We start from the raw sequence: 17078 nt of genomic DNA on the forward strand, positions 1-17078 counted from the left end.
CATTTGTTGTTTAAATTCTTTGGTGAATGTTCGGCGTTGTCTGTTTGACATAAGATGTTCCCTCCAGTGTGTTTCCTTCTAGTTTACACACCACATCTTTTCTGTCTAGTCTAGTGTAGCCTATCCATTTAAATGAAGTGCTCTATGTTTGTAAAAGTATTATTGCTGCCGTTTGGGGTAATAATTGATGTTCTCAGAGCTTTATTCAGAGGGACAACCGAAGGTGCACTTGATGCAATAGAGGTGCCTTCGTTATATAGACAAGCTCTAAAAGAATATGTAGAAAAACAAAAAAACAGAAAAATAATATCTAAATTGAAGGAAGCTTTTGTCTACTAATACCAATAAATCGCTTGTTATTAGAGTAACAGCAAATAATAAAAGAGGTTAGTTTATTTCGCCTTCGTCTTTTAATTCCTCAAAATATTTGACAAATGAATCACGGTCTTTTGCACAAACAACTCTTCTTTCAGGCCCTGTTGGTAATTCTACTTGATTTAGGTACTCGCCACAAAAAAAACAGTGACCTATCACTTGTTCTATGTCAATAAGATTTGTATCAACGTAATCTATGTATTTAGCGATATCTTCTTCTGTAATTTGAATCATTGTATTTTCCCACTTTCCTAGAATTAATTTTGAAATATGGCGTGAGGGAAACGTTAGTACTGCAATTTTAGTTTAAATAGTCGGAAGCCTTTACACACAAGGAATTATTTTAGGTCGATAACTGCTGGCTGCCATATGAAGAGAATATAAATAATGACTATTAATATCAAAGTTATTAAAATCAAAGCTATTATTGCTATCAATTGCCAAAAATAGTAAGCTGTTTCCTTATTAATTTGATTGCTTCTTTTAGCAAAAGATTTAGCTACTATGAAAAGGACAGCCAGTAAAGAAAGTATAAGCAAGAATTGAATTCCATCAGACATAGGCAGGATTCCTTTACAAAAACTATATCACACTAAGACTGTTAACTCACCCTTTGTGAGTGATTGGAAGCTTTTGCTGACTAAAAAATGAATAATTTAATGAAAAGAGACTGGTAAATTGGTTTTTGGAAACCTATCTAGTGGTAAAGTATTCATTTCAAATTCAGTGAGATATCTATATAGAAAGAGGTTAGTAGGAAAGACAATAATTTGGAAATGTTGCATTTCAAAAATTATTTCCCCAATACTATAGAGAATTTTTCCTAAACCATCTTTATGTGAAAACTCTAAAAAGTCTTTACCAACTAATTCTGAAAGATGATTTTCAAAATTGGAGAAAAGGGTTCTATCTTGTTCAAGATCAGTCCAGCGAATTAGCTTTTTCAGCTGAATTATCAATTTTGGATAGCCTTCTGATGAGTAAATTGCTGGTTTACCTTGATTATTTAAAAAGCAAAAGACAAATTCAAAATTCAAAAATTCTTTATCTAAATAGCAATTCGTAATTATAGAATCACTAAAAGAAAAAAAGTCATCTGAGTTGCAGATAATTGGTTGCATAGAAATCACTCCTCAAAGTTATTCTATCAAAAGTGTTAATGAAAGAAAGTCAGTTTAAATAGAATTGAAAAATAATTTTGAGTACACAAACTCACGCTTTAGTAGATAGAAAAAAATCAAAAAAGCCGTCCACATTTTAGCAGACAGCATTATGAAAAATAATGATTCTTGGGGTTTAAAAATACTCTCAAATAGGGATAGCCGTGTCAATTAGACCGATAGCTATGATAACAACATAGTTAATTTAGATTTCGTATATTCAGCTTACACACATAGGCTATACTCAAACTGAATTATTTAAGAAGCAATCAAAATGTTTATTGGCTTAAAAGTCTATGATTCAAAATTGAGAAAAAATTCAAAGTCTATTTCCAATCATATAAAGAGTTTTCAATTACTGTGAGAACACTTTCAATTGCGAATTATCGTGCTGGGGCCCTTATTCAAAACTCAACATTGGTGGATTTACTAAAACGCAGCATCTCAATTCCCGAAACATAAGAACGGAACTTTTAAAATTTATCGATAAGAAAGACACTCTAACAGTCACTGAATAAACAATAAAACAAGCCCAAATAAAACGCTTTTTCCCTAAAATTTCTTCAAAAGAAACTAGTTCATATATATCACGTTATATCAAGTGGACAAATTCAGTAAATGTTTAGAGTAAAAAATGTGACAATATCCTCAAATACTTAAAAGTGTTATAACTCATTTAAACTATCAAATTGCCAATATAAAGAAGATTCAAGTTCGGTTCCCTCTACGGGTGCCCCTTCTTTTACCCAGTATTCCAGTCCACCAATTAGTTCTTTCACATTATATCCTTTACTTGAAAGGCGTAAGGCTGCTTTTGTTGAGCCATTACAAGATGGTCCCCAGCAATAAACTACGATATTAGACTTTATTTCAGGATGATCTTCTTTGAAAAGGCCTTTTGGACAGGAAATTGCGCCAGGAATATGTCTTTTTTTAAAATCTTTTTCGCTACGAACATCCAGAACAGTATAATCAATTAATTCGTGATAGAAATCAAAAGCCAAATCAGCAATATCTGTTTCACGAGCTAATTTTTGACTATAATAATCGGTATCTAGTGGTTTGTTAGAAAATACTTGGGATACATATCTTGCCATAATAAATCAACCTGCTTTCTTTAAAGAGTATAGGTTTAGTATAATGAATAAATCGAGCTAGTAGTAACAACAAATTCAATATATACTATCGAATAAATCGATAAAAAAGGTGATGATAAGAATGAATATAATATTTTTAACCTCGTTTTACTATCTAGTTTCGCTGGAATCAATCTCAAAAGCGGCTGAAAAATTAGGTTATTCTCAAAGTACCGTTAGTTATCACATAAAAAGTTTGCAAGATAATTATGGCATTCTATATTTTAAAAAAGGTGGGAGGGTACACTTAACCGAAACGGGATATCTTGTTTTTGAGTTTATAGAAGAATTTTTAGAAAAGGAAGAACAACTCCATAAGAAAATTTTTAAAACGAATAGTACCTTAAGAGTGGGCACTATTTCTAGCATATTGGAGTTTGTTTTAACTGGAAAAATCAATAATTTTAGAAGGAGAAATCCTCATTTAAAAGTAGAAATTGTATTAAAGGAGGAAGCTGAATTATTCAATATGCTTTTAAGTAATCAATTGGATTGTATTTATATTTTTGACAAAAAAATCGAGATATCCAGAGATTATTTTGTGCATAAACAAGAAATGTCATTTGATCTTATCAGTAAAGGGTCTAGTAATTTCACACAACGAGAAGAGTATAGAATGATTCTAACTGATAAAAAATGCACATACAGAGCAGCTTTTCTTAAAGAATTCCCTGATAAAGATAAAGTGACAGTTTCATTAGAGCTGGAGAGTCCCAAAGAAATTATCCGTTTATTAAACCCGATAAATGAACTAGCATTTTTACCTAAATATGTAACTCGTAATCTGTCAAAAGAAGAATTTAACCGACAAGAAGTAACGTTAGATACGATTTTTTATTTACAATTCATATATGGCAAAAAAAATGTTCTGGCAGCTGATTTTTTTGAAACATCCATTTTAAATTCTCAAAAAATATGAAGGTTTTTCACAGTGTTAAGGAGATTGTCGTCATAATGACCATTATAAAAAGAAGCCCGCCAGACCAACATTTGGCGGGTGTTTGCTTGTGAAAAAGATTTTTGATTCATTGGTCTAAATAATAAATGTCTGGCATTATTGATTTTGTAAGCAGAAATAATTAGTGAAATAAAATTTGCAGCAATGAACTAGGTGGAATTTAATTAATTTGATGTAGCTAAATACATTATAAGGTAGGAGTAGATAAACTCAGGGTTTAGTGGACTCAGTTAAGTGTGTGTGCTGTAATCAATACAAATTCTTCTTGAAAAAGCGCTGATATGTAGACGCCTAATAATCAGAACAACAGTTGCTTAATTCTGATTATTAACTGAAAGTTTTTATCAAGCAGTTAGAAAATAATTCTTGAAAAGCCTTGCAATTTGTTTGAATTTCTCCTAAACTAAAAGCAAATGTTGAAAATGATTCTCAATTAAGCAGGGAGGAAGCATCCCATGATTGAAATTAGTAAAAATTTGCAGCAGGGGCATCGCCAAGTGACGTCAGAAGTGATTTTGCCGATTGAAGCCGGCAAACTGACAGCTTTGATTGGACCAAATGGCGCTGGCAAGACCCGCTTTATGACGATGATGAATCGTCTTTTAAAAGAAGATGTCGGGGAAATTTATTTGGACCACAGTGAAGTTCGTGCGTGGAAATCGAATAAACTAGCCCGTAAGTTAGCCCTGTTAAAGGAAAATAAAGGGGCCTCTTTGAAGCTGACGACTCGAGATTTAGTCAGTTATGGACGGCTGCCATATTGTAAAATTTGGTTTACTGATGAAGATGAAAAGTTAATCGATCAAGCGATGGCAGCCTTGGATTTGACAGAGTTAGCCGACACCCGGATTCATTTATTATCTGGAGGGCAGCTGCAGCGGGTCTACATTGCGATGCTTCTGGCACAGAATTCAGAATATATTTTATTAGATGAGCCTTTGAACAATTTAGATATTGCTCAGAGCAAGCACTTGATGGAAACTCTGCAAAAATTAGTCAGGGACTTTGGCAAGACGATTGTCTTAGTGCTGCAGGATATTAATGTGGCAGCGACCTATGTGGAAAATATCGTGGCGATTAAGGCGGGGCAAATCCATGCGAGCGGAACGGCGGCCGAGATTATTCAGCCGGAGGTTTTAGCTGGTTTATATGGGATGGAGATAAAAGTCTGCGAGTTAGCCGGCAAAAGATTCTGTATTTATTAAAAAAAGATTTGACAACTCTCATTTTAAACGGTAAACTTACATCAATATTTAATTTGATAGACGCGTTAAGAGAGAGAAGTAGCCAGACAATAAACTTTTCAGAGAGCTGATGGCGGTGGAAATCAGCAGGTGGCGTTTGGTGAATGGACTTTCGAGCAAATCATTGAAGCAAGTAGGTGATTTCGGGAACTCCCGTTACAGAGTAAGATTGTTGTTTGACAATCGATAAAGGAAAGCTTGTCTTTCACCACATGAGGTGGCACCGTGAATCTTCGCCCTCAGTTCAACGATTTTGTTGAGCTGAGGGCTTTTTTATTTTCACTGCTAATTTTGTGGGAAAAGACTCGCTTAATTGAGGTGGCACCGTGAGCTATTCGCCCTCAGACTTACCATTTTTGGTGAGTCTGAGGGCTTTTTTGTTTAAAAGAAGAACACCTCTCACAAATTGAAAACTGATAGATAAACAATCACTAAATTAAATTTTAACAATCAGGAGCAAAAACTTATGAGAAGACTAGAACGTATTCCCGCCGATAATTTAACCGTCATCAGTGCTTACCTACGCATTCAAGGCCGGCATAAAGCTTTGTTGGAAAGTATTCCCCGCGACCAGTCAAAAAGTCGCTATTCGGTGATTGCTTGGAATCCAGTCAAAGATATTTCTTATAAAGATGGCCTGATGCAGATCAATCAAGAGACTTTTGCGACTGCTGACCCTTTAAAGGAATTAGAAAAAATAGTCATCACCCAGCAAGGTTTGACAGAAGAATTGCCCTTTCAAGGAGGCGTTATTGGCTATGCCGGTTATGATGTGATTGCGGCTTATGAAGATATTGGTCAACTGCCCCAAGACGAATTGGGCATAGCAGACTTGCATTTTTATCTCTATGAATCATTTTTAATTTTTGACCATGCTAAAGAAGAAATTATTTTAGTTGAGGACAATTGCTATTCGCAACGGGAGTCAGCCGATCTGAGCAATGCTCTTGAAAAAGTTCAACAGGATTTGCGAGTAATTGCTCCGACGGAATTGAGCTATTTGCAGGACTTTCATTTTGATTTTACTAGCAATTTCACACAAGAAGAATTTGAAACAACCGTCAAGAAGGTCAAAGATTACATCAAAGCTGGGGACATTTTTCAGATGGTCCCCTCTCAGCGACTGACGACAGATTTTAAGATTCCACCCTTTGATTATTATCGCCATCTGCGGATTAGCAACCCTTCAGCCTATCTTTATTATTTAGACTTTGGCGACACCAAAGTTATCGGTTCTTCACCGGAGAGTTTGGTGAGTGTCAAAGAAGATATTGTTACCACCAATCCCATTGCCGGAACTCGTAAACGGGGAGCAGATAAAGCTGAGGATCAACGTTTAGCAGAGGAATTGCTAGCAGATGAAAAGGAGCGGGCCGAGCATATGATGCTGATTGACTTGGGACGCAATGATTTAAGTCGTGTCTCTGAGGTGGGTTCGGTGACAGTGCCGGTGCTGATGATTATTGAAAAATACCGCTATGTGATGCACATCGTCTCATTAGTCACTGGAAAATTAGCTGCTGGAAAAACAACGATGGATGCGTTGAAGGCTACTTTACCGGCAGGGACCGTCAGCGGAGCGCCGAAAATTCGCGCGATGCAGCGAATTTATGAATTTGAACCGGTGCGGCGGGGAATTTACGCTGGAGCGGTGGGTTATTTTTCCCAAGATGATCAAGGGGACTTCGCCATTGCGATTCGCACAATGGTGGTCCATCAGGAGAAAGCTTATGTGCAAGCTGGAGCAGGGATTGTTTACGATTCCGACCCGACCAGTGAATATTTTGAAACGCTGCAAAAAGCTAAAGCTTTATTGGAGGTACACCGATGATTTTAATCGTTGATAATTATGATTCCTTTACTTATAACCTCGTTCATCAAGTCGGTGGAGAGGTGGTGGTTCTGCGTAATGACCACCCGCAACTCTTAGAAATGGCTGCCAAGGCGGATGGGATTATTTTATCCCCCGGACCCGGCCGACCAGAAGAGGCTGGTCTGATGCCGACACTTTTGCAAAAATTTTATCAGCTCAAACCGATTTTAGGTATCTGCTTAGGGCATCAAGCCATCGTGCAACTCTTTGGCGGTCAAGTGGTGGGGGCGCCGCAGATTCGCCACGGGAAAATCAGTCAACTAACTTTTGAAAAGGCGGGATTGTTTAATGACTTAAGAGAGACTAGTGTGATGCGGTATCATTCATTAATTGCCGAAGAAAGTAGCTTTCCTGGTCAGTTGAAAATTACCGCTCGGGCAACAGACGACCAAACGATTATGGCTTTGGAGCACCAAAGCCTACCGATATACGGCTTGCAGTTTCATCCCGAATCAATCGGCACTGCAAGCGGTCAAGGCATGATTGACCAATTTTTAAAACGAACAGAGATGGAGGCATTGGATTATGCAAACAATTTTTGAAAAATTATATCGTCAGGAAAATTTAACCCGCCAAGAGATGGCTCAAGTTGCCAACTTGATTTTTGAAGGTCAATTAAGCGAAGCCCAGCTGTCGGCATTTCTCACCAGTCTGAAAATCAAAGGTGAAACGCCAGAGGAAATGGCGGGCTTAGCTGAGACGATTCAGCAAAAAGCACTGCAGATTAAACAGACACCGCTAGCCGCTATGGACAATTGCGGCACTGGCGGCGATCGTTCCAATAGTTTTAATATCTCAACTACGGCCGCTTTTATTTTAGCGGCGGCGGGGATTCCCATGGCGAAACACGGCAACCGCAGCATTTCTAGTCGTTCTGGTAGTGCCGATGTCTTAGAAACTTTAGGCATTCAACTGGCGATTACACCAGAAAAAATCAGCTATCTCTTAAATGAAGTCGGCATCGCTTTTCTTTTTGCACCGGCGATGCATCCGAAGATGAGCCACGTCATGAAGGTTCGTAAAGAGTTGGGTACGCCAACGATTTTAAATTTAATTGGGCCGTTAACCAATCCCGTTCCACTGGACACGCAACTTTTAGGCACGTACCGACGGGATTTGTTGGCAGCCACGGCTGAAACTTTTGGCAAACTCGGCCGGCGCCAAGGGATTGTTGTCAACGGTGCCGGTGGGATGGACGAAGCTAATTTATCCGGCGAAAATCATTATGCCTTTTATCAAAAAAATCAGGTCACCGAATATAAATTTACACCAGAAGAAGTTGGCTTTCAGCGGGCACCAATCGCCGCCATTCAAGGGTCAGGTCCTTTAGAAAATGCCGTGATTTTGGAAAGTGTCTTAAAAAATACAACTTCCGTGTACACCGACACCGCTATTTTAAACGCTGGCCTGGGCTTAGTGGCTAGCGGCTTGGTGGCAGATTTACCGGCCGGCATTCAATTAGCTGGACAAATCGTGGCCAGTGGCGCCGCCTATGATAAATTGCGCCAGCTAGTTGGCAGTCAAAGGGAGGTCGCTTAAATGGATTTTTTAGAAAAAATATTAGCCGAAAAAGTTTTGGAAGTTGAAAAAATGCCGTTGGAAATTTTACAGCCGCAACCACAGCGACCATCTTTTAAAGCATATGTGAAAGCTCATCCAGAAAATGTGCAGGTCATTGGCGAGGTCAAACGGGCCTCCCCTTCAAAAGGGGATATCAATGTGGATGTTGATATTTTGGCTCAGGCGCAGGCTTATCAAAAAGCCGGCGTGGCAGCTATTTCCGTTTTGACAGATCCGGTTTTCTTCAAAGGAACAATCGCTGATTTAAAACAAATTGCCGCAGTTGTTGAGGTGCCAATCCTCTGTAAAGATTTTATCATTGACCAAAAGCAGCTAATTCGTGCTAAAAATGCCGGGGCCAGTCTGGTGTTGTTGATTGTTGCAGCCCTTTCTGAAGAAAAATTGCGGGAGTTGTACCAACAAGCATTAGACTTGGATTTGGAAGTTTTAGTTGAAACCCATGACCAAAAGGAATTGGCGGTAGCGCTGACCTTGCCTGAGGCGATTATTGGCGTCAACAATCGCAACTTGAAAACCTTTGAAGTCAGCCTATCGACTAGTGTCGCTTTAGGTAGCACGGCACATCAGCAGATTTTTGTCAGCGAGTCTGGCTTTAAGACGAGTGAGGATGTCAAAGAAATTGCCGACAATTATCAAGCCGTCTTAGTCGGCGAAACTTTGATGCGGGCCCAAAATCCCCAAGCAAAAGTTCAAGAGCTGCAAGTGGCGCGTAAAGGAGTGCAGGTCTGATGCAAGTGAAAATTTGCGGCTTACAAACGCCAGAAGCGATTGACGCCGCTATCGTAAACGGCGCCGATTTCATTGGCTTTGTCTTTGCTGAAAGCAAACGGCGGGTGACGCCAGAACAAGCGGCAGAATTAACGAAAAATCTGCCGGCAACTATCAAAAAAGTCGGCGTCTTTGTCTCTCCTAGTTTGGCTGAATTACAGGAAATCAGCCAGACTGCCGGCTTGGATGTCGTGCAAATTCACGGTCAACTGCCACAGGAACTAATAGAAAAACGAGAAAGTTTTCCTTTACCAATCATTCGGGCCTTCAGTGTCGCTGCTGGAAAATTACCTAGTGGAGCTTATCAAGAAGAATATGATTATTTATTGTTAGACGCCCCCGCCAAAGAATTTGTCGGCGGCAACGGGGCAGTCTTCGATTGGTCGGCGGTTCAACTCGCCGACTTACCAGCTAAACCGCTCTTTGTTGCCGGTGGCTTGACTGTCGATAATGTTCAAGGGGCTAAAAAATATTTTCACCCTTTTGCTGTGGATGTTTCCAGCGGAGTTGAGACGAACGGCGTTAAGGATGTAACAAAAATTCAAAAATTTTTACAACAGGCTCAAGCAGCCAGTCAAGAATAGGAGCAATTATTATGTATCAACAACCAGATGAGAAGGGTTTTTACGGCGAATACGGCGGCCAATTTATCCCAGAAACTTTAATGTATGCCGTCAAAGAGTTAACAGAAGTCTATGAAGCTTCAAAAACAGATGAGGCTTTTCAAGCTGAATTAGCCTACTACTTAAAACAATATGTTGGCCGGGAAAATCCTTTGTATTTTGCTGAGCGCTTGAGCGATTACGCCGGCGGAGCCAAAATTTATTTGAAACGAGAAGATTTAAATCACACCGGTGCCCATAAAATTAATAATGCGCTAGGCCAAGTGTTACTGGCCAAAAAAATGGGAAAAAATAAAATTGTCGCTGAAACCGGCGCCGGTCAGCACGGCGTGGCGACAGCGACCGTCGCCGCCTTGTTCGGGATGGAATGCGTGATTTTTATGGGTGAAGTCGACGTCAAACGACAGGCCCTCAACGTTTTCCGGATGGAATTATTAGGCGCAACAGTCGAGAGCGTCCAGTCCGGCAGTAAAACTTTAAAAGATGCGGTCAATGAAGCCTTGCGCTATTGGGTGGCAAATGTGGAAGACACCCATTATGTAATGGGTTCAGCTTTAGGTCCCCATCCTTTTCCAGCAATTGTCCGGGATTATCAAAGTGTGATCGGCAGCGAGTCCCGCCGGCAGATTTTAGCCGTAGAAGGCAAATTGCCAGAGGTGGTGATGGCCTGTATCGGTGGTGGCAGTAATTCCATCGGCATGTTCTATCCTTTTATTGAAGATGAAAACGTGCGGATGATTGGCGTTGAGGCTGCTGGTTTAGGCATTGAAACCGGTGACCATGCGGCACCAATCACAGTGGGTTCGGTTGGCGTTTTGCATGGCGCCAAAATGCATCTGCTTCAAGATGATGCCGGACAAATTAAAGAAGCCTTTTCGATTTCCGCCGGCTTAGATTATCCCGGCGTCGGACCAGAGCATTCTTATCTGCATGATATTAAACGGGCCGAATACGTTTCGATTACTGACGACGAAGCGGTCGCCGCTTTTCAATTATTATCCCGCAAAGAAGGTATTATTCCGGCTTTGGAGAGTGCCCATGCGATTGCTTATGCCGTCAAAGAAGCGGCCAAGATGCAGCCGGATGAAGTGATGATTGTCTGCCTTTCCGGAAGAGGCGACAAGGATGTCAATCAAATTAAAGAACGTTTGGAGGCCCAAGCATGAAATCATTAACGACTATTTTAAAAAGAAAACAAGCTACTGGTGAAACGATTTTAGTGCCCTATTTAATGGCAGGGGCCAGCAGTTTGCAACAGTTACCGGCTGAAATTACCGCCTTGGCAAAAGGCGGGGCGGCGGCGATTGAAGTCGGCATCCCTTTTTCTGATCCCGTTGCTGATGGACCAGTGATTCAAGAGGCCGGTCTGCGGGCCTTGGCTCAGCAGGTCAGCCTCGCAAAAATTTTGGAAGTCTTAAAAAATTTCAATTCACCGGTCCCTTTGATTTTAATGGGCTACTTCAATCCCTTTTACGCCTATGGCTTAGAAAAATTTATTGCACAACTAGCAAACACGGATGTTAAAGGCCTAATCATTCCTGATTTGCCCTATGAGCATCGGGATTTGGTGACGATTTATTTAGATGAGAGCGACGTTGCTCTCGTGCCGCTAGTGACCCTCACCAGTACAAAGGAACGGATTGCGACCTTGGTGGCCTCTGGTGAAGGCTTCATTTATGCAGTGACTGTCAACGGCGTCACCGGCACTGGCAGTAATTATCGGGTTGATTTAGATGCCCATTTAAAATATATCCATGAAATTAGTGAGATTCCGGTTTTAGCCGGTTTTGGTGTATCGGAAAAAGAGCATGTCGAACGTTTCCGCCAAAGCTGTGATGGGGTGGTTATCGGCAGTAAAATTGTGCGGATGCTGGCAGAAGAGCCCTTGAGTGAAGTTACGTATTTTGTGGAAAAATTATTAGCTTAATCAAATCTGTGGTATGCTTTTATAAATAAATAAAAGTAGGTGACCAGATGGAAGAGCTCGTCAATTACAATTTGATTTTTGCTGAAAATCAGCGGATTGAAACAGAACGCTTGATTTTGCGCCCCGTGTCGCTGATGGACGCCAGTGATATGCATATTTTTGCCAGCGATGATGAAACGACTTTATTTATTTATGAGAAGCATGACTCGCTGCAGGATACCCAGCAGGTAATTGCCAATTATTTTATGAAGGAGCCCTTTGGCAAATACGGCATTGTTTTGAAGGCGACCAAGCGCTTGATTGGCACGATTGATTTGCGGGTGGATGAACAAAAAGTTACCGGCGAATTGGGCTATGTCTTGAATCGCCAATATTGGAATCAAGGCTATACCTCTGAAGCCAGCATTGCGCTATTGTATCTAGCCTTTGAGCAACTCAAGCTGATTCGGGTCAATGCCTTGTATAACGAAAAAAATCCGGCTTCCGGTGGCGTTATGCAAAAAATCGGCATGAATCAGGCGGGTTATTTCAAAAATTATCGAATATTCCGCGGAGTACCGGTCAATTATTTAGAGTGGGCGATTACCAGAGAAGAATGGCGAGCTACCCATTAAAATGAAACAAGGCCTTAGATGATGAACATACGATTAGCATGTTCTCATCCGAGGCCTTTTTGAGTTCACTGTATTAAAGCTTGCTTCAATTACTGTTTGTTCAAAGTCAATGTGAGGGGAATAAATTTGATGCCATCTGATTCAATAACAGTAGTGTCACCTTCAAAGCCTAGTTTTTGATAGGTGGCCAGCGCATAAGGACTAGAGTTGACAGTGACTGTTGCAGGATTGGCTGAATGTTCCTGTAGCCAATTAGCAAAAAGTTTTCTGGCAATCCCTTTGCGATGATAAGTCTCCGCCACAAAAAGTAGACAGATATGATTAGGGTTTCTAATACCTAATAGACCAACTATTTGTTGGTCGATAAAATAACCGTACAAACTGATTTTGCCGCTAATAATTTGAGGATATAGCTGTTGAAAGTCAATAAAGCTTTTAAAACTGGCAATGCCAGCCGCTCCATAATCCGGTGCCTGAAAGGTATCAAAGACCTCTGTGACAAGCTTTAAACCGGCTTTGATGTCAGCTTCTGCTGTTAGCTCTTTTATCATCCTATTTTGTCCCCCATCTTGAAAGTTCCTCTAAGTTAAGCATACACTATTTGAAAATAGTATTCAGCTGTTATAAAAAAACTTGAATTTATCAAACAGCTCGCCGTCATATACAGCGTTGCAACGTTTTGTAAGGGGATTCATATGGTATAATTAAAACAAAAGGGGTGCAGCTTATGTTGGGAACAATTTTTGCTTTATTTTATTATGCAATTGGGGCAGTCATTTTCTATTTTCTGATTCGTTTGGCGGTTAAACACGGGATTCAAGATGCCAACCGAGATAAACGGTTTTAAATTATATTGAGCTGTTTTTTTATAAATTTCTGGATTCTAATAGATTAATGTTGTGGAATTTTTTTGATAAATGAACTGCATGAAGGTGTTTTAGCGTGAAGGAGGCTTGAAGATGGCAGCAAAATTGTCAATTGTACTGGTGCTTTTATTTATGTGCGCAGTGTTAATTGGGTTGGCCTTTGTGATGCGGGCAACGGGAGGCCTGTTTTGGTCCCGGACGTTGAATCAATTTCAACGGGACCGCAATGATCCGAAATATCAACTGGAACGAAACGTCGGCACAGGTGCTTCCGCCTTGATTTTGAAAATTATTTCCCCGATTGCCATTGCACTGGTGATTATTTTGGGTATGGTTGTGTTGGGGGTGATTTAATTTTTGTTTCCAACTGCAAAATGTTTAGAATAAGAACAAGAGAATAATTAAAACGCAAGCACCGCTGATTTTTTTTAATTTCAGTGGTGCTTTTTTTCGCGCTATTTTAAAAACACAGGGAAAAATATAATTTTGACAATTATTAAGAGTAACGAAAATTTCTTGTGGTAAATAGCGGTGCATCATTTCGAAATCCTCTCAGTCAAGTATTTAGAAAAAAATCTAAAAAAAGAACGAATTAGCGAGTAAAATATACATCTGTATATACTTTTAAATTTTTTTTGTTAAAAAGGAATAAAAAAGAATGTTTATTAAATAATATTTTTTTTGTGATAATTAATTTACATATTATGATTTTATGATTATCTTTATAGCAGATGAAGCTGGAGAGTCAGCATTTTTTACAATCGGTTATTATTATTGAGTATCAATCGCTTTGGGGATAAAGTAAAATCGGAACTGGCTCGTTGATGTTGTTGGCATCATGAGCTTTTTTTGTTGAAGGGAGAGAAGGAAATGTATGGGTATTTATGTAAATGGAAGAGATTGAAGGAGGGAAAAAAATTAAAGACAGCTGCGGCTGAATTGCATCTTTCACCGACACATTTGTCAAATATTGAAAATGGCCACCGTCTGGCCTCGTTGGAATTAGAAATTAGCTTGACGGATTATTATCAGTTGCCGAAAAAATTTGCCAAAGAAATATTCAGTGATCAACGACAGTTGTTGTCAGACGGTCAGCGCAGTTTATTTGATTTTGACGAGGCGAAACTGACGGATATTTTGGCAAAAAGTCAAAAAATGCTTTTTTCTGAAAATGCATATTTAACACTAGAGCTGCTGGCCTATACCTATCAGCATTTACTCCAGCCAGAAAATAACAGCGGCATCGTTAAATTTTGCTTAGAATTAGTCCGTGAAAATGCTCTGATCCCTCTTGATCTGAAGAAGGTTGCCTTGTACTTAGTCATTTGCGAAGCGCAATCTGCAGGAGATTACCTACAGGCACAGGCTTTGATTGATGAATATCTGCAAATGTTGAGCTCTGATGATGATTATGATACGTTGCAGCTAACTATGAAAAAGGCGGAAATCAATTGGGAGTTAGGTGAGCGTTCCTCGCTTTTAAGAGATTTGCCGGAAATTCGTGCTCAGTTACAGCTTGTGATAGATACTGAAAAACATTTGCTGGGGCGTTGGAATTATTTATATGGGCAATGTATGCTCTATTATGGTTTTTTGGAGGAAGCAATTTTTTTCTTGGAACAATTAGCGAATCCAAGAAAAGTAGTTGCGGGAGAGAATAGTCGAGTTATGATTGGAAAAATTCTACTCTTTTCCCACACTAATTCTCAGCTTGTCAGTGAAGCAGAGTTAAGACAAGAACTAAAAAAAAATCGTCATTCAAGTTATTTTATGCTGGCAATCAGGCCTTATCTGTATACCTTCGCTTCAGCACTAATCTTGCAGGATAAGCCTATTGAGGCTGAAAAAGTGATTGAAGAGTCTTTAGGAAATGTTTATATGGGAAAAAATGAACCGAACTATCTGTATTATCAAATTCTCAAGGCCCATTACTTCCAGGAAAATCAGCGGATGGTGGCCCTCAGTGAAGAATATTTCGCCAAGGAAAGTTTTTTAGCCCAAAATCCTTTTCAAGCGGTTGATATTTGTAAGCTGATGGTGGAGTATTATGAAACGGCAAAACACTATAAAAAGGCCAGTTCTTGGGGAAATTGGGCCATCAAAGTCTCAAACACCTATTTTGGCTGTAAAAGCTTAGTTTAAATAAAACCACTAGAAAACAGCAAATGAGCTGAGTTCTAGTGGTTTTATTTTGAATACTTTTTTCAAGAGAGACACTTTTCCACTTCTTTTTTTAATTTCTATTCAAAATCAAATAAAAATAAGTTTAGCAGATATAATTTTGTCTATCTCCTATAACAATCAGTTATAAGATAAATGTATTTTCTCTAAAATAAACTCTATATATAAATATTAAATCCAATTTATTTAACTGTCAATCTTAAAATAATATAAAATTAATATATTTTGAATAAAAGTTGATTCTTTAGTGATTTTATTCCAAAAAAACTTTTTTTAAATAAAAGATGTTTCTGTGATAAATAAGGGGTTTAGCTAGGAGGAAAAAAGAGTTGGCAGTCGAATTTATTTTGGAGGGATGTTTTTGTTTTATTTGCTAAAAAAATGAGAATTAATAATTACTGGGAGTAAATGCCGTCAAGATTCTGGTCAAAAGAAAGGTGATAATGATGCGACGTGGAGAAAATATTTATAAAAGAAAAGATGGTCGATGGGAGGGCCGCTATTTAAAGTATCGCTTGGACCAAAAAGCTTATTATGGATCAGTCTATGGGAAGAAATATTTGGAAGTAAAGGAAAAGCTGACTCGTATTAAACAAAATCAGCGGCTAATTGAGGAGACGACCGGTTACTTAGGCACTTATGGCGAATTTTTGGAAAAAATTTATTTGGATTCGGTCGCTCATTCGATTAAAGAATCCACTTACTATACTTACTCACGAATAATTCATACATATATTGCTCCTTATCTGGGAAATTTTACTTTTTATCAATTAACCAAAGAGCAATTGCAGGATTTCGTTGCCGATTTAGTCAGTCAAAAGCTGAGTCCAGCAACCATTAAATTGATTTTCAGCGTTGTCAAACAAAGTTATACACTGGCAGAGAAAAACGGTTGGCTGAAGGTAAATCCTATCACTGAAATTGAGTTGCCGAAAAAGAAATATAAAAAAAACCAGCCATTAAGTCGTGCTGAACAAGGGGAGCTTGAAAAAATCAGCAGTCAATCCACTCATGGACTAGCTGTTTTGATTTCTTTGTATTCGGGTCTGCGAATTGGTGAAATCAGCGGCCTGACATGGGAGGATATTGATTTTAAAAGCAATCTAATCAGTGTCAGTAAAACGGTCAATCGAATTCACAACACGGATGGCTCCAAAAAGAAAACAAAAGTGATTATTACAGCGCCAAAGACCGAATTTTCCAGACGCCTTGTGCCAATGCCAAAGATTTTGCGGAAGCTCTTGCTAGAAGAAAGAGTCAGTAGCCAATCTAATCATGTCATTTTTTGTAAACATGGCTTAACTGAACCGCGGATTATCAATTACCGCTTTAAAAAAATGCTGGCTGAGACTCCATTGAAGGACATTCATTTTCATATTTTGCGCCACACCTTTGCTACCCGCTGTTTAGAAAGCGGGATGGATGTCGCCAGTCTGAGTCGGATTTTGGGTCATCAGTCCATCAAGCTGACATTGGACACTTATAGTGAGTCTCTGATGGAGCAAAGAGTGAAGGAAATTCGCAAATTGGATAAGCTTTATCAGATAAATAAATAACAGCTAAAAACCAGTCAAAAGAAAATTTGACTGGCTTTTTGTCGTCAATTTTACCGTCATGGCTTGTCAAACATGCTTCCAGCAAGGGTTTCAGCTCCTTATCTTATAACTGATTGTTACAAGATATTTTTCTGACTCAATAAATTGCTGGAAAGCTTGCCGTTACAAGCTAGTTTAGAATAGTTTGGTGAAAATTATCTTAAATATTCAAGGCAG

At 39.2% G+C, this 17078-nt stretch carries 19 protein-coding genes and 1 other annotated feature; of the genes, 14 read left to right on the top strand and 5 right to left on the bottom strand.

Annotation, left to right across the window (positions count from 1 at the left end):
• Window positions 1–144 precede the first annotated feature (144 nt).
• The gene (locus ACYSNU_RS00005) at window positions 145–339 is read left to right on the top strand and encodes a hypothetical protein (RefSeq protein WP_461735204.1); all 195 of its coding nucleotides are present in this window, start codon (window positions 145–147) and stop codon (window positions 337–339) included.
• A gap of 48 nt (window positions 340–387) precedes the next feature.
• On the opposite strand, the gene ACYSNU_RS00010 is transcribed toward ACYSNU_RS00005, so the two are convergent.
• The 4 genes from ACYSNU_RS00010 to ACYSNU_RS00025 all read right to left on the bottom strand — a co-directional run bounded on the left by ACYSNU_RS00010 (window position 388) and on the right by ACYSNU_RS00025 (window position 2632).
• Window positions 388–609 (bottom strand): hypothetical protein, encoded by a 222-nt coding sequence (locus tag ACYSNU_RS00010; protein WP_461735205.1) that lies wholly within the window; start codon window positions 607–609, stop codon window positions 388–390.
• A gap of 104 nt (window positions 610–713) precedes the next feature.
• On the bottom strand, window positions 714–935 hold the full coding sequence (locus tag ACYSNU_RS00015) for a hypothetical protein (protein WP_461735206.1): 222 nt from the start codon (window positions 933–935) through the stop codon (window positions 714–716).
• A 96-nt stretch (window positions 936–1031) separates the two neighbouring features.
• On the bottom strand, window positions 1032–1496 hold the full coding sequence (locus tag ACYSNU_RS00020; protein ID WP_461735207.1) for a hypothetical protein: 465 nt from the start codon (window positions 1494–1496) through the stop codon (window positions 1032–1034).
• A gap of 704 nt (window positions 1497–2200) precedes the next feature.
• Entirely contained in the window at window positions 2201–2632 is a 432-nt protein-coding gene (locus ACYSNU_RS00025; protein ID WP_461735208.1) for a rhodanese-like domain-containing protein, read from the bottom strand.
• A 121-nt stretch (window positions 2633–2753) separates the two neighbouring features.
• On the opposite strand from ACYSNU_RS00025, the gene ACYSNU_RS00030 reads away from it, so the two are divergent.
• From ACYSNU_RS00030 to ACYSNU_RS00075, 10 genes are all read left to right on the top strand, one after another.
• Window positions 2754–3590 carry a LysR family transcriptional regulator gene (locus tag ACYSNU_RS00030; RefSeq protein ID WP_461735209.1) on the top strand — a complete coding sequence of 279 codons (837 nt, stop codon included), beginning with the start codon at window positions 2754–2756 and terminating at the stop codon, window positions 3588–3590.
• A gap of 494 nt (window positions 3591–4084) precedes the next feature.
• Window positions 4085–4834 carry an ATP-binding cassette domain-containing protein gene (locus tag ACYSNU_RS00035; protein ID WP_461735210.1) on the top strand — a complete coding sequence of 250 codons (750 nt, stop codon included), beginning with the start codon at window positions 4085–4087 and terminating at the stop codon, window positions 4832–4834.
• Window positions 4835–4890: 56 nt separating this feature from the next.
• Window positions 4891–5117: a binding site (T-box leader), on the top strand.
• A 222-nt stretch (window positions 5118–5339) separates the two neighbouring features.
• Entirely contained in the window at window positions 5340–6704 is a 1365-nt protein-coding gene (gene trpE / locus ACYSNU_RS00040) for an anthranilate synthase component I (protein WP_461735211.1), read from the top strand.
• A complete protein-coding gene (locus ACYSNU_RS00045; protein WP_461735212.1) occupies window positions 6701–7288 on the top strand; it encodes an anthranilate synthase component II in 588 nt (195 codons plus the stop codon). The genes trpE and ACYSNU_RS00045 overlap by 4 nt, the downstream gene beginning before the upstream one ends.
• Entirely contained in the window at window positions 7272–8285 is a 1014-nt protein-coding gene (trpD, locus tag ACYSNU_RS00050) for an anthranilate phosphoribosyltransferase (RefSeq protein WP_461735214.1), read from the top strand. The genes ACYSNU_RS00045 and trpD overlap by 17 nt, the downstream gene beginning before the upstream one ends.
• Window positions 8286–9056, top strand: a complete 771-nt coding sequence (gene trpC, locus ACYSNU_RS00055) for an indole-3-glycerol phosphate synthase TrpC (protein WP_461735215.1) — start codon at window positions 8286–8288, stop codon at window positions 9054–9056.
• On the top strand, window positions 9056–9679 hold the full coding sequence (locus ACYSNU_RS00060; RefSeq protein WP_461735216.1) for a phosphoribosylanthranilate isomerase: 624 nt from the start codon (window positions 9056–9058) through the stop codon (window positions 9677–9679). Before trpC ends, ACYSNU_RS00060 begins: the two co-directional genes overlap by 1 nt.
• Window positions 9680–9690: 11 nt before the next feature.
• Window positions 9691–10884, top strand: coding sequence for a tryptophan synthase subunit beta (gene trpB / locus ACYSNU_RS00065; RefSeq protein WP_461735217.1), 1194 nt, complete (start codon window positions 9691–9693; stop codon window positions 10882–10884).
• Entirely contained in the window at window positions 10881–11645 is a 765-nt protein-coding gene (gene trpA, locus ACYSNU_RS00070; protein ID WP_461735218.1) for a tryptophan synthase subunit alpha, read from the top strand. The genes trpB and trpA overlap by 4 nt, the downstream gene beginning before the upstream one ends.
• Window positions 11646–11692: 47 nt before the next feature.
• Complete coding sequence (locus ACYSNU_RS00075; protein ID WP_461735219.1) at window positions 11693–12259, top strand: GNAT family N-acetyltransferase; 567 nt, start codon at window positions 11693–11695, stop codon at window positions 12257–12259.
• Window positions 12260–12348: 89 nt separating this feature from the next.
• Here ACYSNU_RS00075 and ACYSNU_RS00080 read toward each other — a convergent pair whose 3' ends face one another.
• Window positions 12349–12810 carry a GNAT family N-acetyltransferase gene (locus ACYSNU_RS00080; protein ID WP_461735220.1) on the bottom strand — a complete coding sequence of 154 codons (462 nt, stop codon included), beginning with the start codon at window positions 12808–12810 and terminating at the stop codon, window positions 12349–12351.
• Between the two features lie 408 nt (window positions 12811–13218).
• Between ACYSNU_RS00080 and ACYSNU_RS00085 the strand changes: the two genes are divergently transcribed.
• The 3 genes from ACYSNU_RS00085 (at window position 13219) to ACYSNU_RS00095 (ending at window position 16862) form a co-directional block, all read left to right on the top strand.
• Complete coding sequence (locus tag ACYSNU_RS00085) at window positions 13219–13479, top strand: hypothetical protein (protein WP_461735221.1); 261 nt, start codon at window positions 13219–13221, stop codon at window positions 13477–13479.
• Between the two features lie 516 nt (window positions 13480–13995).
• A complete protein-coding gene (locus ACYSNU_RS00090; RefSeq protein ID WP_461735222.1) occupies window positions 13996–15267 on the top strand; it encodes a helix-turn-helix domain-containing protein in 1272 nt (423 codons plus the stop codon).
• 485 nt (window positions 15268–15752) lie between these two features.
• A complete protein-coding gene (locus ACYSNU_RS00095) occupies window positions 15753–16862 on the top strand; it encodes a tyrosine-type recombinase/integrase (protein WP_461735223.1) in 1110 nt (369 codons plus the stop codon).
• Window positions 16863–17078 lie beyond the last annotated feature (216 nt).

The sequence above is a fragment of the Enterococcus sp. LJL120 genome (assembly GCF_054871765.1).